Annotated in this window: 17 protein-coding genes; 11 read left to right on the top strand and 6 right to left on the bottom strand. The window is 47.5% G+C overall.

Translation table 11 applies throughout. The annotated features are described in order from the left end of the window. The first annotated feature begins 73 nt into the window (after positions 1-73). From TY10_RS11530 to TY10_RS11485, 11 genes are all read left to right on the top strand, one after another. Positions 74-1,348: an ABC transporter substrate-binding protein gene (locus tag TY10_RS11530; protein ID WP_042163376.1), complete on the top strand. Its 1,275-nt coding sequence runs from the start codon at positions 74-76 to the stop codon at positions 1,346-1,348. Between the two features lie 62 nt (positions 1,349-1,410). Continuing rightward, positions 1,411-2,295, top strand: coding sequence for a carbohydrate ABC transporter permease (locus TY10_RS11525; RefSeq protein ID WP_042163374.1), 885 nt, complete (start codon positions 1,411-1,413; stop codon positions 2,293-2,295). Positions 2,296-2,315: 20 nt separating this feature from the next. Continuing rightward, entirely contained in the window at positions 2,316-2,810 is a 495-nt protein-coding gene (locus tag TY10_RS32250; protein ID WP_337588350.1) for a carbohydrate ABC transporter permease, read from the top strand. After that, entirely contained in the window at positions 2,797-3,144 is a 348-nt protein-coding gene (locus TY10_RS32245; protein WP_337588349.1) for a carbohydrate ABC transporter permease, read from the top strand. The genes TY10_RS32250 and TY10_RS32245 overlap by 14 nt, the downstream gene beginning before the upstream one ends. Positions 3,145-3,173: 29 nt before the next feature. Then, entirely contained in the window at positions 3,174-4,199 is a 1,026-nt protein-coding gene (locus tag TY10_RS11515; RefSeq protein ID WP_042163372.1) for a LacI family DNA-binding transcriptional regulator, read from the top strand. A 25-nt stretch (positions 4,200-4,224) separates the two neighbouring features. Continuing rightward, a complete protein-coding gene (locus tag TY10_RS11510) occupies positions 4,225-5,196 on the top strand; it encodes a carbohydrate kinase family protein (RefSeq protein WP_042163370.1) in 972 nt (323 codons plus the stop codon). Beyond that, the gene (locus TY10_RS11505) at positions 5,175-6,455 is read left to right on the top strand and encodes a glycoside hydrolase family 125 protein (protein WP_042163368.1); all 1,281 of its coding nucleotides are present in this window, start codon (positions 5,175-5,177) and stop codon (positions 6,453-6,455) included. The genes TY10_RS11510 and TY10_RS11505 overlap by 22 nt, the downstream gene beginning before the upstream one ends. 34 nt (positions 6,456-6,489) lie before the next feature. Further along, the gene (locus TY10_RS11500) at positions 6,490-9,528 is read left to right on the top strand and encodes a glycoside hydrolase family 2 TIM barrel-domain containing protein (protein WP_042163366.1); all 3,039 of its coding nucleotides are present in this window, start codon (positions 6,490-6,492) and stop codon (positions 9,526-9,528) included. 45 nt (positions 9,529-9,573) lie between these two features. Continuing rightward, positions 9,574-10,509 carry an aldo/keto reductase gene (locus TY10_RS11495; protein ID WP_042163364.1) on the top strand — a complete coding sequence of 312 codons (936 nt, stop codon included), beginning with the start codon at positions 9,574-9,576 and terminating at the stop codon, positions 10,507-10,509. Positions 10,510-10,511: 2 nt separating this feature from the next. Continuing rightward, the gene (locus TY10_RS11490) at positions 10,512-11,267 is read left to right on the top strand and encodes a sugar phosphate isomerase/epimerase family protein (protein WP_238327550.1); all 756 of its coding nucleotides are present in this window, start codon (positions 10,512-10,514) and stop codon (positions 11,265-11,267) included. A 38-nt stretch (positions 11,268-11,305) separates the two neighbouring features. Beyond that, positions 11,306-14,437, top strand: a complete 3,132-nt coding sequence (locus tag TY10_RS11485; protein WP_042163362.1) for an alpha-mannosidase — start codon at positions 11,306-11,308, stop codon at positions 14,435-14,437. 103 nt (positions 14,438-14,540) lie between these two features. Here TY10_RS11485 and TY10_RS11480 read toward each other — a convergent pair whose 3' ends face one another. The 6 genes from TY10_RS11480 to TY10_RS32235 all read right to left on the bottom strand — a co-directional run bounded on the left by TY10_RS11480 (position 14,541) and on the right by TY10_RS32235 (position 17,853). After that, a complete protein-coding gene (locus tag TY10_RS11480; protein ID WP_052350496.1) occupies positions 14,541-15,020 on the bottom strand; it encodes a nitroreductase family protein in 480 nt (159 codons plus the stop codon). A 22-nt stretch (positions 15,021-15,042) separates the two neighbouring features. Further along, positions 15,043-15,600, bottom strand: a complete 558-nt coding sequence (locus TY10_RS11475; protein WP_042163359.1) for a nitroreductase family protein — start codon at positions 15,598-15,600, stop codon at positions 15,043-15,045. Continuing rightward, the gene (locus tag TY10_RS11470; protein WP_042163357.1) at positions 15,597-16,100 is read right to left on the bottom strand and encodes a MarR family transcriptional regulator; all 504 of its coding nucleotides are present in this window, start codon (positions 16,098-16,100) and stop codon (positions 15,597-15,599) included. Before TY10_RS11470 ends, TY10_RS11475 begins: the two co-directional genes overlap by 4 nt. 182 nt (positions 16,101-16,282) lie before the next feature. Further along, complete coding sequence (locus TY10_RS11465) at positions 16,283-17,239, bottom strand: EamA family transporter (protein ID WP_042163355.1); 957 nt, start codon at positions 17,237-17,239, stop codon at positions 16,283-16,285. Positions 17,240-17,438: 199 nt separating this feature from the next. Beyond that, positions 17,439-17,669 (bottom strand): MerR family transcriptional regulator, encoded by a 231-nt coding sequence (locus TY10_RS32240; RefSeq protein ID WP_337588348.1) that lies wholly within the window; start codon positions 17,667-17,669, stop codon positions 17,439-17,441. Continuing rightward, positions 17,656-17,853, bottom strand: a complete 198-nt coding sequence (locus TY10_RS32235) for a MerR family DNA-binding transcriptional regulator (RefSeq protein WP_042163353.1) — start codon at positions 17,851-17,853, stop codon at positions 17,656-17,658. Before TY10_RS32235 ends, TY10_RS32240 begins: the two co-directional genes overlap by 14 nt. Between the last annotated feature and the right edge of the window lie 35 nt (positions 17,854-17,888).

Here is a 17,888-nt window from a genome sequence, read left to right as displayed (position 1 = left end):
TGCGAAGCAAATGAAGGATTGAATCATTAACTAGCTAAGCAAATGATCGTTTACTAATAGGGGGAGTACACCAATGAAAATGAAAGCCTATTCCAGTATTTTATTGGCACTATGCCTTGCACTTGTCATTTCAGCTTGCTCTCAAAACACTTCTAAACCAGATAACGAAAACAAAGGCGATAATGGAAAAGTTACGCTTAAGCTATGGTACTGGAACGGCGCTTTTTCTGATGCATCGCTTCAAGCGGCAAAAGAAAAGTTTCCAAATATTAATTTGGAAGCTGAAAAGCTTCCATCTGGCGATGATTATCTTACAAAGCTAAGAACGACACTTGCCGGCGGCGGTAATGGCCCGGACATTGTAGCGATGGACAGCTGGGTTTCCTCTATGCTCCAGTACAAAGATCAATTTGTGAATTTATATGACCAAGGCGCCAGTGACATTGAATCCCAATACTTGGACTGGAAATGGAAGCTGGCTGCAGACCAAGAAAACAAATATTTAATCGGACTTCCGATTGACGTAGCACCGGTCGTACTGTTCTACCGTACAGATTTGTTTAAGCAAGCAGGTGTAGCAAGTACGCCGCAAGAGCTTCATGAGCAAGTGAAGAGCTGGGAAGATTACTTTGAATTGCTGAAGAAAGTGAAAGATAAAACCGGCAGCCAAACCGGAAATATCGCCGATATCTTCAGATCGATTGTTGGTCAAAGCGCAGAAAACTTCTTTGATAAAGACGGGAAATATATCGGTGATCAAGGGGATGTAAAACGCGCTTGGGATCTTTCGGTTAAAGCGTTCCAAGATGGACTAACCTTCCCGTTCACGAGTGACACGGAGAAAAATGCTGCAATTAATGCAAATAAAATCAACTCGTTTAATGGCGCTTCCTGGAGCGTTGGCGATTTGATCAGCGCTGCACCGGATACAAAGGGGAAATGGGGAATTGCTTATCCTCCGGGCGGAGTTGGCAACCAAGGGGGCTCCTTCTTGGGAGCATTGAAGCATACGAAGCATCCGAAAGAAGCCTATGAAGTGATTAAGTTTCTGGTAAGCCCTGATAACTTGGTTCAAGCCTATAAGGAATTCGGCAACTACCCATCCACACCGGAGATTTATAACCTGCCAGAAATGGAAAGTAAAAATGATTTCTTCGGCGGACAAAACTTGAATGAAGTGTTTAGTGTAGCGGCTAAGGATGTTAAAGTTGCGCCTACCAATCCGCAAGACATTATGGTTCTGAATACGATTGTTGAAGGCTTGACCCAGGTAGACACCATGAAAAAGGATTCTAACCAGGCATGGGAAGAAGCCCAAACTAAAGTTAAACGTCAGCTTTCACGTTAGTCGCTTTAAAAACAGGGAAAGCGCCTCAGCTTTCCCTGCATCCTACTAGTGGAGGAATAAACATGGGAGGACTCTTAAAGGAGATTTATAAAAGCAGAACGTTGTATCTGTTTATTTCTCCGTTTTACATCTTGTTTTTATGTTTTTCCGTATTCCCGATTTTCTTTTCCATCTACTTAGCTGTTCACAGCTGGGATGGCATCGGGGAAATGAAATACGTTGGTTTCTCCAATTTCGTGTACCTGTTTAATGATCCGGTATTTTGGAAGGCTCTTCAGAACAATATTATTCTATGGCTGCTCAGTAACGGACCGATGCTGATCATTTCGTTGGCAATCGCCTTTATTATTAATTTGCAGCTTGTTCGATTCAAAAGCTTCTTTCGGATCGCGTTTTTCTTGCCTAATATTACGGCGATGGTAGCTGTCGTTATCATTTTTCAATCGTTTTTCGGTAATGAGTTTGGCCTGATGAACTATTTGCTGACAGAGCTCGGTTTGAATAAAATCGCTTGGTTTAACTCTGAGCTGGGCGTACAGACGGTCATTGCCTTAATGATTGGCTGGCGCTATATGGGCTACAACGCCATTATTTATCTGTCTGGTTTGCAAAAAATACCGAAGGATTATTATGAGGCAGCAGAGCTGGATGGCGCCACTTTGTTTCAACAATTTACGAAAATTACGCTTCCCGTTCTTAGACCGATTATTTTGTTCACGATTATGATGTCGACAATCGGCGGATTTCAAATATTTACGGAACCTCAAGTGTTGGCGGGTCCTCAATCGCCATATCCGGGCTCTGATACAGTCGTTTTGTACTTGTTCCGTGAAGGCTTTAAATACCAGCATTTCGGTTATGCCGCATCCGTGTCGTGGATTTTATTTATCATTATTGGTCTCTTCTCGTTTATTAACTGGAAGTTCTTTAACAAGTCGGAGGATTAGTAAAAAGAGGTGAACAGCATATGAGTGTTGAAACTTTATCGAAGAAAACAATTTTTTACACGCTGCTACTAGTTGGAGTTATTATTTCTGTGTTTCCGTTCTATTGGCTTGTAGTCATGTCAACAAACGAAACCAGTGCAATGTTCGCCTTCCCGCCCAAACTGACCTTCGGCAGTTATTTCTGGAATAACTATGACAATGTCATGCAGAACATGAATTTTTACCGAGCCTTTTTGAATACCGTATTTATTGCAGTTGTGAGCACAACCCTTCAATTGTTTTTCAACTCGCTGACGGGTTTTACGTTCGCTAAATTCAAATTTCCTGGTTCAAAGATTCTGTTTTATATTATGATTGGTACGATGATTCTTCCGAGTCAAATGCTTCTAGTACCTCAATTTATTATTATGAAAAATTTAGGCTGGCTTGGAAGCTATATAGCATTGATTATCCCGAGTATTGCAACAGCGTTTGGTACTTTTTTGGATCAGACAGTATGCATTGGCTATCTATGATGATTTGCTAGAGGCCGCTAGAATTGACGGATGCAATAAGTTCGGTCAATATTGGCATGTAGCATTGCCGGTATTGCGTCCTGCGCTGGCCTTCTTGGCCATTACTACGTTCGTAGGAGTGTGGGAGGATTACTTATGGCCTCTAATCGTATTGACTGATTCATCTAAATTTACGATGGTGCTTGCTCTTCAGCAGTTGAAGGCTGCTCATACATCAGATTACTCAATGGTAATGACAGGCACGATGCTTGCTACCATTCCATTGATTGTATTTTTCTTAATTGTCAGCCGTCAGTTCATTGCAGGAATTATGGAGGGGGCGGTAAAAAGCTAAAACGTTATATGGAAGGTAGGATGTTAATAATGGCACCGAAAATTAAGGATGTTGCTAAACGTGCGGGTGTTTCTGTAACGACTGTTTCTAGAGTATTGAATGGTGAAAAGTATGTGAAGGACGACTTGAAGGACAGAGTCAGAAAGGCAATTGATGAGCTTGGTTATTCACCCAGCCATATTGCCCGCAGTTTAGTTCGTAACAAAACCAATTTAATCGGGGTTATTGTACCGGATATAACGTCAAGCTTTTACTCCTCGATTCTTAGCAGCATAGAACGGTATACGAGCTTAAATGACTATAACCTTGTTGTATGCAACATTATGGAGGATGAAGACAAGGAATATAAATATTTGCAGGTATTTAAGGAAATGCGCGTGGAAGGCATTATCATTATGCACGAAAAGCTGAATGATGAGACGCGCGAGCTGATTGGCAAGCTGGGGATTCCAATTATTTTTTCCAGTGTAAAGCCGGTTGAACAGCCCTTTATTTCCGTCATCATTAATGACTTTCATGCAGCGTATGATGCAGCCTCTCATTTGATTCAGCTTGGTCATAAGCAAATTGCCTTTATAGGCGGAGATATGCGGGACGTGACCTCGGGGCAGAATCGTTATGCCGGCTATATCCAGGCTCTCAAGGATCATAGCATCGAAGTTGTTAAGGAATATATTCACTTTGGGGATTATAAAACGCCAAGCGGCTATGACATTATGAAGCAGCTGCTTGCGTGTGAAGAGCGGCCAACCGCAGTGTTTGCGGTCAGCGATGATATGGCGCTCGGAGCGATGAATTGTATTCATGATCATGGTCTAAGGGTGCCTAATGATATATCTGTAATGGGCTTCGATGGCAGCCAATGGACAGAATTGGTACGTCCGCGCTTAACCTCGATGGAGCAGCCGATTCAGGAGATGGGTAAAGAAACCGTTAATGTTCTATTGAAGCTAATTTCAGGTGAGCAGACTGTTGCGAATGCTGATGTTATTTTCGAGCATAAACTGGTCGTGCGTGAAAGCTGCAGACCGTATGGGGAGCAATCGCAGATATAAATGTGGACTGGAAGAGGGAGACAGAATGGTTAAAAATTTCGATGCTGTAGTTATTGGCGATGCCAATGTCGATCTGGCGGTTGTAGGCGCAAGTGAAATACCTCTGCCAGGTCAGGAGGTTTACGTGGAAGATGTCATGCTAAATGTTGGGGGAGGGGCGGCCATATTTTCCCTCGCTCTTGCTAAACTTGGTTTGCGCGTGGCGTTTAACGGTATTTTGGGCGATGATTTCTACGGACGTTATGTCCGGGAACATTTTTTAAAATATGGTATCGATACCAGAATGATAAAAACGAGTGAATCCAATCAAACCGGCATCTCAATTGCCTTTAATCCCGATAAGGACCGTTCTTTTATTAGCTACGCTGGTACGACTACAGAGCTGCGTATGAATGAACTCGATTATGAGCAAATTGCACAAGGCAGGCATGCTCATATTACGGGATACAAAGGCAAAAGCAATCATGAAGCTTACATTAAAATGGCAAAGGAACTGAAAGCAAGAGGGATGACGATATCCTGTGATGTTGGCTGGGATGATACGGGAGAATGGTACAAAGGCATCTTCGAGTTCATGACGTATACGGATGTGTTCTTAATGAATGAAACCGAGGCCTTTCATTACACAGGTCTTGAGGATATAAATGAAAGCTTGCGTTATATGTCCCAATATTGCGGCAATGTTGCGATTAAGCTGGGTGAGCAAGGTTCTGCAGCCATTAAAGACGGCGTGATTACGCATCAAGCGGCTTTCCGTGTACAATCCATCGATACAACCGGGGCAGGGGATTGCTTTAACGCCGGATATTTGATGGGTTTTCTGACCGGAGAGGATGTGGCTAGCAGTCTTATTCTCGGAAATGCTTGCGGTGCCAAATCGGTGTCTGCGTTTGGCGGAAGCACAGGCTTGATTGACGGGGCGGATCTGCAGCAATTTATTGCACAGCAGCAAGCGGATAAAGGAGCGGATCAAGCATGCAACTCCCAAGTTCAGTAATAGCCTTGCTGGAAGAAGCGAATCAGAAGCTGGCTCATGAGCCAAAGCTGCTCCAGCTGTTTAGAAACTGTTATCCGAATACACTTGAGACGACAACATCTGAATTGCGGGATGGCACGACATTCGTCATTACCGGCGATATTCCTGCGATGTGGCTGCGTGATTCGGTGGCGCAGGTTAGACATTACTTGCCGCTGGCAGCGGAGGATAAGGAGCTTCAAGGCATTATCGAGGGCTTGATCAAACGGCAAGTGGATTACATTCATATCGATCCTTATGCAAATGCTTTTAATGCGGAGCCGAACAGCAATCGCTATGATGAGGATTTGACGGAGCTGACGCCTTGGATCTGGGAGCGCAAATATGAGATCGATTCATTGTGCTATCCGATACAGCTTGCTTATCTCTATTGGAAGGCGACAGGACGCAAGGAAGTATTTACGGATAATTTCCGTGAAGCTGCCGGTATTATCCTTAAGCTATGGAAGGTAGAGCAGCGCCACTTCGAACAATCACCTTACCGATTTGCCCGTGAGAACTGTCCGCCGAGCGATACGTTGCGCAATAATCGGATGGGGATGCCGGTTAATTATACCGGGATGACTTGGTCCGGGTTCCGGCCAAGCGATGATGCATGCACCTTTGGCTACTTGATTCCATCCAATATGTTTGCTGTTGTTGTGCTGCGTTATCTAGTGGAAATAGCCAATGATGTATGGAATGATCAAGCATTTGCCGCACTAGCCGAGGAGCTTCGCGAGGAGATCGATTTCGGCATTCAAAATTACGGAACGGTTCTTCATCCGAAGTACGGGCGTATTTACGCTTACGAGACAGACGGATACGGCAACTGCAACTTGATGGACGATGCCAATGTGCCGAGCCTGCTGTCTATTCCTTATCTCGGTTATACGGATGCGAATGATCCGATCTATAGAAATACGCGTCAATTCCTGCTCAGTACAGATAATCCGTATTATTATATCGGCAGCTATGCGCGAGGAATCGGCAGTCCGCATACGCCAAAAGGCTATATATGGCCTATTAGTCTTGCTATGCAGGGCCTCACCTCCGAGGATGATGCGGAAATAAAGGAATTGCTGGACACTTTTAAACGGACGGATGCGGGTACAGGCTATATGCATGAGGGCTTCGATCCTAATGATCCTGCCAACTACACAAGACCGTGGTTTGCATGGGCAAACAGCTTGTTCGCGGAATGGATTCACAGACTGATGATGAAGGGTTATTTTAACTAGTTGATTGCTTGTACCTGAAAGGAGCGGATAACGGGTGTTGAACCTGGATCGTTATTGGGAAAACTTAGACGTCTTGCAAGTGAATCGAGAGGCAGCCAGAGCTCATTACATTCCTTATGGCGATATGGAAGGCGCAAGCTCGGGTAAACGCGGTTATTCGCCCTACTATCAGCTGTTGAACGGGGCTTGGAAATTTCAATATTACAGCAGCGTTGCAGACGTGCCGGCCGGTTTCTATGGGGAACATACGAATACAAAGCAGTGGGATGATTTGATCGTTCCCTCCTGTTGGCAGATGCAAGGATATGATCAGCGACACTATACGAATCTGAACTATCCGTTTAACGTTGATCCGCCATTTGTTCCAACCAATAATCCGGCAGGAACCTATGTGCGAGAATTCAATATCGCTGAGGATTGGGAAGCGAAAGAGAAGTACATCGTATTCGAAGGCGTAAATTCCTGCTTTTATTTGTGGGTAAACGGCGAGTTTGTCGGCTACAGCCAAGGAAGCCGCGTTCCTGCTGAGTTTAATATTTCGTCTCAGCTTCGTCCGGGAAAGAATCGGCTGGCTGTTCTCGTATTGAAATGGTGCGACGGCTCTTACCTTGAGGATCAGGATGCATGGAGATATACCGGGATTTTCCGCGATGTCTATTTGCTAGCTCGTGATAAGGTTCATGTCAGAGACGTGTTTAACCGTCAAACCTTCGAAGAAGGCTTTACCAGGGCTGTCCTTACAACGGAAATCGAGACGACCGGAGAAACGGCTGTCACAGGCGAGCTCAAGGATGCTGAAGGTCACACGGTTGCCTCAGCCAATGCGGTTGTTAACGTTGATGGAAAGGGAGCTCTTATCTTTGAAGTTCAGCAGCCAAAGCTGTGGAATGCGGAGCAGCCTTATTTGTACCGGTTGTATGTGACTAGCGGGGAAGAGGTTATCCGATTTGCTGTCGGTTTCCGTGAAATCAAAGTGGCGGACGGCCAGTTTTTGGTTAATGGCCAATCGATCAAGCTTAAGGGTGTGAACCGTCATGATTCTCATCCAGAGCTAGGGCAGACGATTCCGGTTAAGCATATGATTCAGGACCTTAATCTGATGAAGCGGCACAACATTAATACGATTCGTACCGCGCATTATCCGAATGACTCCCGGTTTATGGAGCTGTGCGATGAATACGGATTTTATGTAATTGATGAAGCGGATCTGGAGACACACGGAATGGGGATTGCCGGTCCGGATTGGAACCAGAAGAGTGTTCACCGCTTGTCGGCAAGTCCGGAGTGGCGTGAAGCGTACTTGGACCGCATCATGCGGGTTGTGGAGCGGGACAAAAACCACCCTTGCGTGGTGATGTGGTCGCTGGGGAATGAGTCCGGGTATGGTGCCAACCATATTGCGATGGCGGAATGGACGAGGGACCGTGACGGCTCGATTCCGATTCATTATGAGGGCGCTGCTCCTATTAATGAAGGATTAACGGATACTGCGTGTCTGGATGTCGAGAGCCGCATGTACACCTCTGTCCCAGACATCGTAGCTTATGCGACGGACGAGAAGAATAGCAAGCCGTTATTTATGTGCGAGTACAGTCATGCTATGGGACAAGGGCCAGGCGATCTTCGCGAGTATTGGGACGCCTTCTACCGGCATCCGAAGCTAATCGGCGGATGCGTATGGGAATGGTGCGATCACGGCATATTGCAGCATGCGGTAGATGGCACGCCTTATTATGCTTACGGCGGTGACTTTGGCGACAGTCCGAACGATAAGCATTTTTGCATCGATGGGCTTGTATCGCCTGACCGCAAACCGCATACCGGTTTGCTGGAGCTAAAGTATGTGATGGCTCCCGTTGGCGTGAAGGCACTCGATCTTCAAGAAGGCGTCTTTGAACTGGAAAACCGCTATGACTTTGTTGATTTATCTCATTTGGAGCTCTATTGGAAAGTAGAATCGCAAGGCAACGTTATTCAACAAGGCCGTATGACTGCGCCAAACATCGCACCTCACTGCGCGGATAAGGTATCGATTCCATATCAGCTGAAACAAGCGGATACCGGCGTCAATTTGCTCACGTTATCCTTCAAGCTGAAAGAAGAGACACAGTGGGCAGAGAGCGGCTATGAGCTTGCCTTCGCTCAATTTGAGCTTCCTGTACAGCAAGCGGCATCGGTATCAAGCTTCCGTCCGAAGCATCCGCTGCATGCTGCCGAACAGGGACAACTATTACAGGTGGAGGGCTTTGACTTCCGCTATTCGTTTAATCTTACAACCGGTATGCTGCAATCGATAGAACGCAATGGCGTTGCGATGCTGTCGGCTCCGTCGCAATACAATATTTGGCGGGCTCCTATCGATAATGATATGCAAATCCGGGAAAAGTGGCAGGATGCCGGGTATGACCGGGCGGTTATGAAAACGTACCATACAGAGTGGAATCAGCAGCGTGACGGTTCTATTCACGTGGAAAGCTCCTTCTCGATGGGGGCGGTTGGAAAGTTTGTTCTTCTTCAGGGCAAAGCAGTATGGAAGATAGCTGCAACCGGTGAAATTGTGATTAAGACCGATATCAAGGTTGCCGAGGACCAGCCTTTCCTTCCGCGCTTTGGACTTCAGCTCATACTGCCGCAAGGAATGGAGCAGATCGAGTATGAAGGGCTAGGCCCGGATGAGAGCTATATCGATAAGCGTCAATATGTACGGCATGGCCGGTTTCATATGACGGTAAAGGACATGTTCGAAAACTACGTCATGCCGCAAGAAAACGGCTCCCGCTATGGAACGCAGTGGGCGATTGCAGCGAATAGTCAAGGCATGGGATTACGTTTTGAAGCTGCTGAATCATTTTCATTTAACGCTTCCCATTTCATGCCTGAGGATTTGACTTCGGCGATGCATACTTGTGAGCTGAAGGCACGCAAAGAAACGATTATTCATTTGGATTACAAGATGAGCGGAGCAGGATCGAACTCTTGCGGTCCCGAGCTGCTTCCTGAATATCAATTAAAGGATCAGACATTTGCATTCGAGCTGACCATTCGTCCGATCTTCAGCGAGGATGAGCAATAAATAGCGGCGCCTGCGATTGGCGAGACAACCAAGGAGGAGTTCATAATGAAGCAATTGCATATTCCAGGTGTAGACAAGCCTCTCTCCCGGTTAGTAATGGGTACAGGCGACTTAAGAAAGCTGGAGGAGCCGCAGCGCCAGATGCTGGCTGCGTATATTGAAGCAGGCGGCAACGTATTCGATACCGCTCATCAATATCGCGGAAAAGAGCTGGTACTGGGACAATGGCTCGCCGAGAATAACTTGCGGGAAAAGATCGTTATTATGACGAAAGGGGCTCATCATGATGATGGAAGTCCGGGCGCGCGCGTGAATCCGGAAGCTATCCGCAAGGATTTAACGGAAAGCCTGGAGCGTCTAGGCACTTCCTATGTGGATCTGTATGCCTTGCACCGTGATGATCCCGCAGCGCCAGTAGGCCCGGTTATCGAGGAGCTTAACGAGCATCTGGCAGCAGGACGCATTCGCGTAATTGGCGCATCGAACTGGAGTCATCAGCGCATTCAGGAAGCCAATGATTATGCTGCCGCCCGCGGCTTGACCGGTTTTACCTTCAACAGCCCTAACCTTAGTCTGGCAAAGCCTAACGAGCCTCGCTGGGAAGGATGTGTGTCCGCAGATTTGAGCACGTGCCAGTGGCATACGGGGAATCAGCTGCCGCTGCTGTCCTGGTCGGCGCAAGCAGGCGGCTTCTTCTCCGGCCACTTTACGCCGGACAACTGGACCGATGAGGAAATGGTGCGTGTTTATTACAACGACAATAACTGGGAACGATATAGCCGTTCCGTTCAACTTGCGGAGGCGAGAGGGGTAACGCCGATTCAGGTCGCATTGTCTTACGTACTGAATCAGCCGTTCCCTACTTATGCGATTATTGGTCCTCGCAGTCAAGAAGAGCTGCAATCTTCAATCGAGGCTATGAATTTGGAATTGACGCCTCATGAGGTAGAATGGCTCGATTTGATCAGAGAGGAGCTGTGAGCATGGGAATCAGACATCAATTAGCAGCGCAGCTGTCTACTGTCCGCAAGGAACTGAAGCAGGACTTTGAAGGCGTATTGCGTGAGCTGCATAGAATGGGCTGGACCGCCGTTCAAATCGACGGCTTGCACGGCAATCCGGCAAAGGACATTGCTGCCATTATGAACGAGCTGGGACTCCGCACAGCAGGGATGCATGTCGGCCTTGAACGAATGAAACATGATTTGGATGCCGTACTGGAGGAAGGCCGTCTTTTCCAAACGAAGGATTTTATTTGCCACTCGCTTCCGGACGGCCTGCAGACGCCAGAAGGCTATGCAAGTGTACGCAGTGATCTATTAAGCGTAGCGGAACGGGTAAAGGGGACGGGCTTCCGTGCCGGCTATCACAATCATGATTTCGAATTTCACACCAAGCTTGACGGGAAATATGCGCTTGAATATTTGCTGGAAGACCCGGCTGTTTATCCGGAAATTGATACGTATTGGGTTCGGAAGGGCGGACTTGATCCATTAACCTTCATCAGCAGCTACGCGGGACGTATGCCTATTCTGCATTTGAAAGATATGACTAGCGACGGCAGAGAGTATTTTGCAGAAATCGGAACGGGTCTGATCGATTTTGTACCTATCTTGCGCTGGGGACTGGAGAATGGCGTCGAATGGTTTGCGGTAGAGCAGGACTATTGCCCGGGCAGCCCGCTGGACAGCTTGGCGCTTAGTCTGGAAAATCTGCTGAAATTAGAGAAACAGCTGTAGGCAGCCTGTTATTTAGGATTTTAGGAGGGAAAGAGTCAATGTTATTTACAGAAAAAAAGTTGAAGGCAAGGCTCCAAGAGCTGAGCAATACTCGCTATAGAGACATTATCAAGCTGGAGAGCTTCTGGGCTGCTGAAGATGAAGCGGGTGCAATCGGCGGCAGACCGCCTGCTGCAGCTTCTTCCTCCAAGCTTATGACAGGCGAAAGCTGGATTGGCCGGGACCGTTATTTGTGGCTGACCGCCAGTGCAGATATTCCTGCGGCATGGGCGGGAAAAGCGATTATGGGCCGTTTTGATTTTGGCGAGACAGGCGGAGGGAATAACAGCGGCTTTGAGTCGTTGTTCTATTGGAATGGAACGCCTTATCAAGGCGTGGATTCCAACCATCAAGAGGTTTTTCTTCCGGAAAATGCGGCAGGAACAACAGGGAAGATGGATATTCGCCTGTGGTCCGGCCTTGAAGGCGGCGGAGTGCCTCGCGACCAGAAGCATACGATCAATGTAGCCGAGCTTTGCTGGCTGGATGAAAAGATAGATGACTTGTATTATACGGGCCGCGCTGTACTGGAAACGATTGAAGTGCTGGATCCGAACAGTCCTGACCGTATAAGACTGCTCAAGGCTCTTGACCGTGCGTTTCTGCTTATTGATTGGGCCGTGCCAGGCTCCGAGGCTTATTGCGAGTCCGTATATGCGGCGCGCGAGCAGCTTCATGCCGAGCTGAATGAAATGGAGAAAAATCATCCCGTTACGGTAACTACAATCGGGCATACCCATATTGACGTAGCTTGGCTATGGCGTCTTAAGCATACGCGCGAGAAATGTGCACGCTCCTTCTCGACGGTATTGCGCCTAATGGAACGTTTTCCAGATTACGTGTTCTTGCAAACGCAGCCTCAGCTGTACGCTTATATTAAAGAGGATTATCCAGAGCTGTACGCGCAAATTCAAGAACGGGTTCGCGAGGGCCGTTGGGAAATCGGCGGAGGTATGTGGCTGGAAGCGGATTGCAACTTGACCTCGGGCGAATCGCTCGTCCGTCAATTTCTGTTCGGTACGCGATTTATGCGCGATGAGTTTGGTGTAGAGAGCACCTACTTGTGGCTACCGGATGTATTCGGCTATAGCTGGGCGCTTCCGCAAATTTTACGCAAATCAGGCTTTGATACATTTATGACGACTAAGATCAGCTGGAACCAAATTAACCGCATGCCGCATGATACGTTCAAGTGGCGCGGCATTGACGGCTCCGAGGTCGTTACGCATTTCATTACGACGCCAGATGACTGGGAGGAAGCCAATTCCTTCTTCTATACGTATAACGGCTTGATTTCTCCGCTGACGGTAAAAGGAGCCTGGGATGCCTATCAAGATAAAGAGGTTAACCAGGAACTGTTATTGTCCTACGGCTATGGTGACGGAGGCGGCGGCGTAAACCGCGAGATGCTGGAAATGCGCCGGCGGCTGGAGGATATGCCAGGACTTCCTAATGTGAAGACGGGCAGAGCGGATGATTACTTCAAGCGTTTGGTGACTACGGTGGAGGAAACTGATCGTTATGTTCACGTATGGGATGGCGAGCTCTACTTGGAATACCACCGCGGGACCTATACAAGCCAAGCGTACAATAAAAAGATGAACCGCAAGCTGGAGCTGCTTTACCGTGAAACAGAATGGCTGCAGGCTCTATCGGCAACCGTCCGCAAGGATTGGAGCAGCTATCCGCAGGAGGACATTAATCGCGGCTGGGTCATTATTCTTCGCAATCAGTTCCACGATATCATCCCTGGCACCTCGATTGCCGAGGTCTATGAGGACAGCCGCCTTGAGTATGCAGAAGCGCAGCAGCTGGCCGATCAAGCTTGGGCTAATGCGGCACATGCGCTTGGTGAAGCCAAAGCAACTGGCGGGCAAATGACGGTACTGAACAGCTCGTCTTGGCTGCGCGAGGATCTTATCGCTATTGAAGGCGAAGCTGATGGCGCTTGGTATAATGCAGAAGGCCAAGAACTGGCCGCGCAATATTCGGATGACCGCTGGCTCGTTAAAGCGCCATCGGTGCCTGCGCTTGGGATGGCGGGCATTCAATTCCGAGCTGCCGAAGGCTCTAAGTCAGAGGCAGAGTCGCCATTCCGCCTAGAAGGCCGCCAGTTGGCGACGCCGCACTATGAGCTGGAATGGAATGAGAACGGACAGCTCGTTCGTATTTTCGACCTGGATCACAACCGTTCCGTCTTGGCTGAGAGTGCTCGCGGCAATGTGCTTCAAGTGTTCGAAGATAAGCCGCTTCATTTCGAAGCATGGGATATAGACATTTTCTATCAGGAAAAAATGCGTGAAGTAACGGATCTGATCTCTGTTGAACTGACAGAGAACGGCCCGCTGGCTGCGACGGTAGTCTTCAAATGGCGTTACGCAAACTCGTTGATCACCCAGCATATGACGGTCTATGCGGACAGCCGCAGAATTGACTTCCAGACCGAAATTAACTGGCAAGAGCATCAGCAGCTGCTGAAGGTGGCTTTCCCTGTGGACGTTCGTTCCACCGAAGCGACCTATGACATTCAATATGGCAACGTGAAACGTCCAACTCACTGGAATACAAGCTGGGATTGGGCGCGCTTTGAGACAGTAGGTCATCAATGGGCGGATCTGTCGGAGCGCGGTTATGGCGTCAGCCTGCTGAATGATTGCAAATACGGCTATGACATTAAGGATAACGTCATTCGTTTGTCGCTCATTAAATCTGCGATCCATCCAGATCCAAATGCAGACATCGGCGAGCATTCGTTTACCTATTCCTTGTATCCGCATAGCGGCGACTGGTATGCAGGCGGAACGGTGCAAGAAGCATGGGCGCTGAACAATCCGCTGACAATTAGCAAAGCGGAATATGCGCAAGCGCCAGTGTCCCTGTTTACGCTATCTGCTTCCAATGTGATGGCGGATGCGGTTAAAAAGGCGGAGGACAGCGATATGCTGGTCTTGCGCGTGCATGAATTTGCCGGCGTGAGAACACGAGTGGAGCTTGGAAGCGATTATGGCATCTCATCCATTCAGGAATGCGATTTGATGGAGAAGGCGCTAGCGGATGGTGTGTTGTCCGCCCCTGTGTTTGAGCTTAAGCCTTATGAGATCAAGACGTTCCTGGTCAGACTGGGAGGTTAATTGTTTTATGGCTGGCTAATCGACACAGCCTAAATAAGCTATTAGGAAAGAAACTGGCGCCGATATCGTATCGGCGCCAGTTTTTATAGTGATCGGACTGGAGCTAGAAGGCTTCAATCCTCAATGGAATACTTGCCCGGTCTGCAGCTTTAGAGAAAGAGGGATCAGCATAGCCCAAATCCAGAACAGCAGCGATCCGTTCCTGCTTCTGTAACTGAAAGCGTGTCCGGAGATCCCCAGCATTCACCTCGGTCGCCACAGCAGTTCGTACACAAAGCTGATTGTCATTGGCGAGCAGACGGAAATTTTGAATGAGTCCATATACAGCGCAGAGATCCTCTGTTTGCTTATGTGAGGATTCGCTAAGACAGGCTACTACGATTAAATGTGCAGGTGCATATGGATGTTCGGGTAATGCATCCTTGCCTTCGTTACCATTCATATAAATAAACCGCCAAGGTTCACGAAGTCCGTCATTAGGAGCCCAGACGGATGATTCCAGCAGGGTGAGTACATCATTCTCGTTCACAGGGCGATCTGCCCATTTTTCTACAGATAATGGTTGTGGTACAACGAGCGTCATAGCCATTCCTCCCATTTCATTGTTATTCGGCTGTTGAATACACGGTCCAGCGTTTGGCAGCAGGGGTGCGTTTGCGCGGGCGAGGCGATTTGATGAAATATCCATAATGAATAATGCCCAGCATTCGTTCATTTTGCTTGAGGGAAAGGCTGTCCAGCAATTTAGGCGAATAGAGCAGCTCATCCGTATCCCACAGCATGCCAATTCCGCGCTCCCATGCCAGCAACTGAAGATTCTGCATCATGTAGCAGGCTTCAGCGATATATTCATCCTCTTGCTCTGTAATGACAATCAAGTGCCCCGGTATTTCCATGAAACGATTGTAGGTTGCCTCCAACAGTTTGTCTGGCAGCCACTTGCCTAACTTAGTGACGGAGAACGCATCTGTCATGCTGCGCGACAAGCGCGATCTCGTATCCTGGTCATTGGCCAGCAGGAAGCGGGTACCGCTCAGGCGCTGCGGATGAGGACATAAGTCAGCCGATAATTGCAGCAATTCATTCAGCACGGAAGTATCCACTTGTTTGTGTTCATATTTACGGATGCTTCTGCGATTCTCAATCAAATCTTTCATACTCATGCTTCACCTTCCTCTTCATGAATTCGTTGTTCTAATGAATGCCCCAATTGCTGAATAAATCGCAAAATGGTCGACAAGTCTTCGCTGCTCCATTCCTCCAAAAATTGTATGAATTCCTTCTCCGCTTGCTGATGCAGCTGTGCATGAAGCTCAAACAATTGCTGGCCCCGGTCAGTAAGCGAAAAGAGATATTCTTTCTTGTTTTGGGGCAATTGACTGCGCGTAATCAGTCCGTCACTTAATAACCGCGTACTGATTTTCGTGATAGCAGCCTTGGAAAGCCGCATGAGAGCAGCTAGTGCCGTCCCGTTGACTGGCTCGAATCGTCCGATACAGTCGAGCACATGAATGGCGGTAATATTTATCGAGAGCGCCGGAAATTCTGCCGCATCGGCCAGCTGCTTCAATTTCAGCGGCTCCAGCTCGACGGTGCGTTCTGTGATGTGAACCAGATGCAAGTATTGATCGTAAAATTGGCGTAAAAGCGTTTGTCGATCCATTAGCCGCAGCCTTTCTATTCAGGAATGATTAACTAGTTAACAATATTTATATCATAAACAATAATGAGAATCAATATCATTTTATAATTTGGGAAAAAGCCGAGTCAGTGTATGCCGTCCAAAATTGAAAAACGCCATCACATTATGTGAGGGCGTTTTCGTATCATCCTTGCTTATTTCTTTTATCCAGAGCTCTTACGGGTACCGGAACTAGGGCAGCTGCGTATTTGCTTAAGCCGCCGGGTCATTTCAGGCAGAGCGATTGAGCCTAGTACAATAAGAACACCTGCCCAGCGCAGCGGGCTAATCATCTCATGAAGGATGAAATACGAGGAAAGTACGGCGACGGGAAGCTCGGTAGCGCCCAATATGCCAGCCATTCCTTCTCCAACATGCGGAACGCCATAAGCGAACAACAGGGGTGGTATGAAAGAACCTAGGAATCCTAGAGAGAATCCATAGATGAGCAGCTCTCCAAAGATTTTACCATTAATCAAAAATGCCGGCGGGAACAAGATGAATACGAGCACGATACCTCCAGCCAGCATCCATACGCCTCGGGTGGCTACAGGCGCTTGTGGTACGGCTGATCCGCTTAGCAGGATGAATAAGGAATACAATACAGCGGCACTTAGCCCGAAGAAAATGCCAAGCGGGTTCCAGCTTCGTACTCCATCGTCCAGCAGACCAGCAGCAAGCACAGTCCCTATTAGCAAAATGATAATAACGATAACAGTCATACGATCCGGAAGCCGTCTGTTTCTAATCGCTTGGATCAGTGCGCCGATCCATATAAATTGAAATAACAAAATGATAGCTACAGAAGCAGGTACATAGGTTAATGATTTGAAATAAACCAAGAAGCCTCCAGTGAGTGGAATGCCTGCGCTGGCTAGCGTAAGCTTTTGTTTCCAGCTTAGTTTGCCATCGTTCATCTGGCGAGATGCTGCTTTCTGCTTTTGCCTGCTTGCACTCCGTTCTTTCACCGTATAGAAAACAAGAGACAATAGAAATCCAAAAAACAGTTGTGAGCCTACGACTTCGCCAAGCTGAAAGCCTCTTTCATTGGCCAGTACGGCTATTGTAGACAATAGTCCAAAGCATGCTGATCCTGCCATAACAGCTGCCATATATTTCATAGTGTCATTACCTTCTTCACTACTCCAGTAATAGCTTTCCCGTAATTATCCAAATTGCGGCTTTGACTCATTTATGCTCACCCTCAGCTTAAAGTTTTGTTGATGCCAATAAAACTCTAAGAGTTAGAGTGTAGTCGAAGTCAAGCGCTCTGTCAGATTTTTTTTGTCCATTATAGTTATGTTGATGCGTGAGTACTAGTTATTCGATATCCAGCCATGTACACTCTGTTTGCGCGTGTATCGCTTCCGTCCCTGCTTCAATAGCTGTTTTGTAATAGTCAATTTTGAAATCGATTTTCCTCAAATATTTGTTTAGTTCATCGATTTGGTTTAAGACCGCTTGTTTATGCGCTTCAAAGGTTGTAAGCCGCTCGGTTAACGTAACGTCTCCTTTCATGCACATCTTTATATATTCACTAATTTGCTTCACAGGCATCCCGCCTTTTTTTCAAGCAAGTTATAATATCCAGCCATACAAAATCACTTTCTTTAAAATCCCGATTCCCCGCCTTATCCCGATCAACGAAGGGCAGCAGCCCCAGCTTGTCATAATAACGCAATGTATGTGCAGTTAGTTCTGTCCGTTCGGCAACCTGACTAATTGTATATCCCAATGTATTAGCCACCTTTATTATGAAATAAATTGTCA

Source organism: Paenibacillus gorillae (assembly GCF_000513275.1).
GTDB classification, from domain to species: domain Bacteria; phylum Bacillota; class Bacilli; order Paenibacillales; family Paenibacillaceae; genus Pristimantibacillus; species Pristimantibacillus gorillae.
Note: the sequence above shows the minus strand (reverse complement) of the source record. Positions and strands in the feature narration are given on the sequence as shown.

What these genes read in the sequence shown, in the direction of transcription:
- TY10_RS11530 (WP_042163376.1), top strand. Translation starts at nt 74, where the DNA reads ATGAAAATGAAAGCCTATTCCAGTATTTTATTGGCACTATGCCTTGCA.
- TY10_RS11525 (WP_042163374.1), top strand. Translation starts at nt 1,411, where the DNA reads ATGGGAGGACTCTTAAAGGAGATTTATAAAAGCAGAACGTTGTATCTG.
- TY10_RS32250 (WP_337588350.1), top strand. Translation starts at nt 2,316, where the DNA reads ATGAGTGTTGAAACTTTATCGAAGAAAACAATTTTTTACACGCTGCTA.
- TY10_RS11515 (WP_042163372.1), top strand. Translation starts at nt 3,174, where the DNA reads ATGGCACCGAAAATTAAGGATGTTGCTAAACGTGCGGGTGTTTCTGTA.
- TY10_RS11510 (WP_042163370.1), top strand. Translation starts at nt 4,225, where the DNA reads ATGGTTAAAAATTTCGATGCTGTAGTTATTGGCGATGCCAATGTCGAT.
- TY10_RS11505 (WP_042163368.1), top strand. Translation starts at nt 5,175, where the DNA reads ATGCAACTCCCAAGTTCAGTAATAGCCTTGCTGGAAGAAGCGAATCAG.
- TY10_RS11495 (WP_042163364.1), top strand. Translation starts at nt 9,574, where the DNA reads ATGAAGCAATTGCATATTCCAGGTGTAGACAAGCCTCTCTCCCGGTTA.
- TY10_RS11490 (WP_238327550.1), top strand. Translation starts at nt 10,512, where the DNA reads ATGGGAATCAGACATCAATTAGCAGCGCAGCTGTCTACTGTCCGCAAG.
- TY10_RS11485 (WP_042163362.1), top strand. Translation starts at nt 11,306, where the DNA reads ATGTTATTTACAGAAAAAAAGTTGAAGGCAAGGCTCCAAGAGCTGAGC.
- TY10_RS11480 (WP_052350496.1), bottom strand. Translation starts at nt 15,020, where the DNA reads ATGACGCTCGTTGTACCACAACCATTATCTGTAGAAAAATGGGCAGAT.
- TY10_RS11475 (WP_042163359.1), bottom strand. Translation starts at nt 15,600, where the DNA reads ATGAGTATGAAAGATTTGATTGAGAATCGCAGAAGCATCCGTAAATAT.
- TY10_RS11470 (WP_042163357.1), bottom strand. Translation starts at nt 16,100, where the DNA reads ATGGATCGACAAACGCTTTTACGCCAATTTTACGATCAATACTTGCAT.
- TY10_RS11465 (WP_042163355.1), bottom strand. Translation starts at nt 17,239, where the DNA reads ATGAAATATATGGCAGCTGTTATGGCAGGATCAGCATGCTTTGGACTA.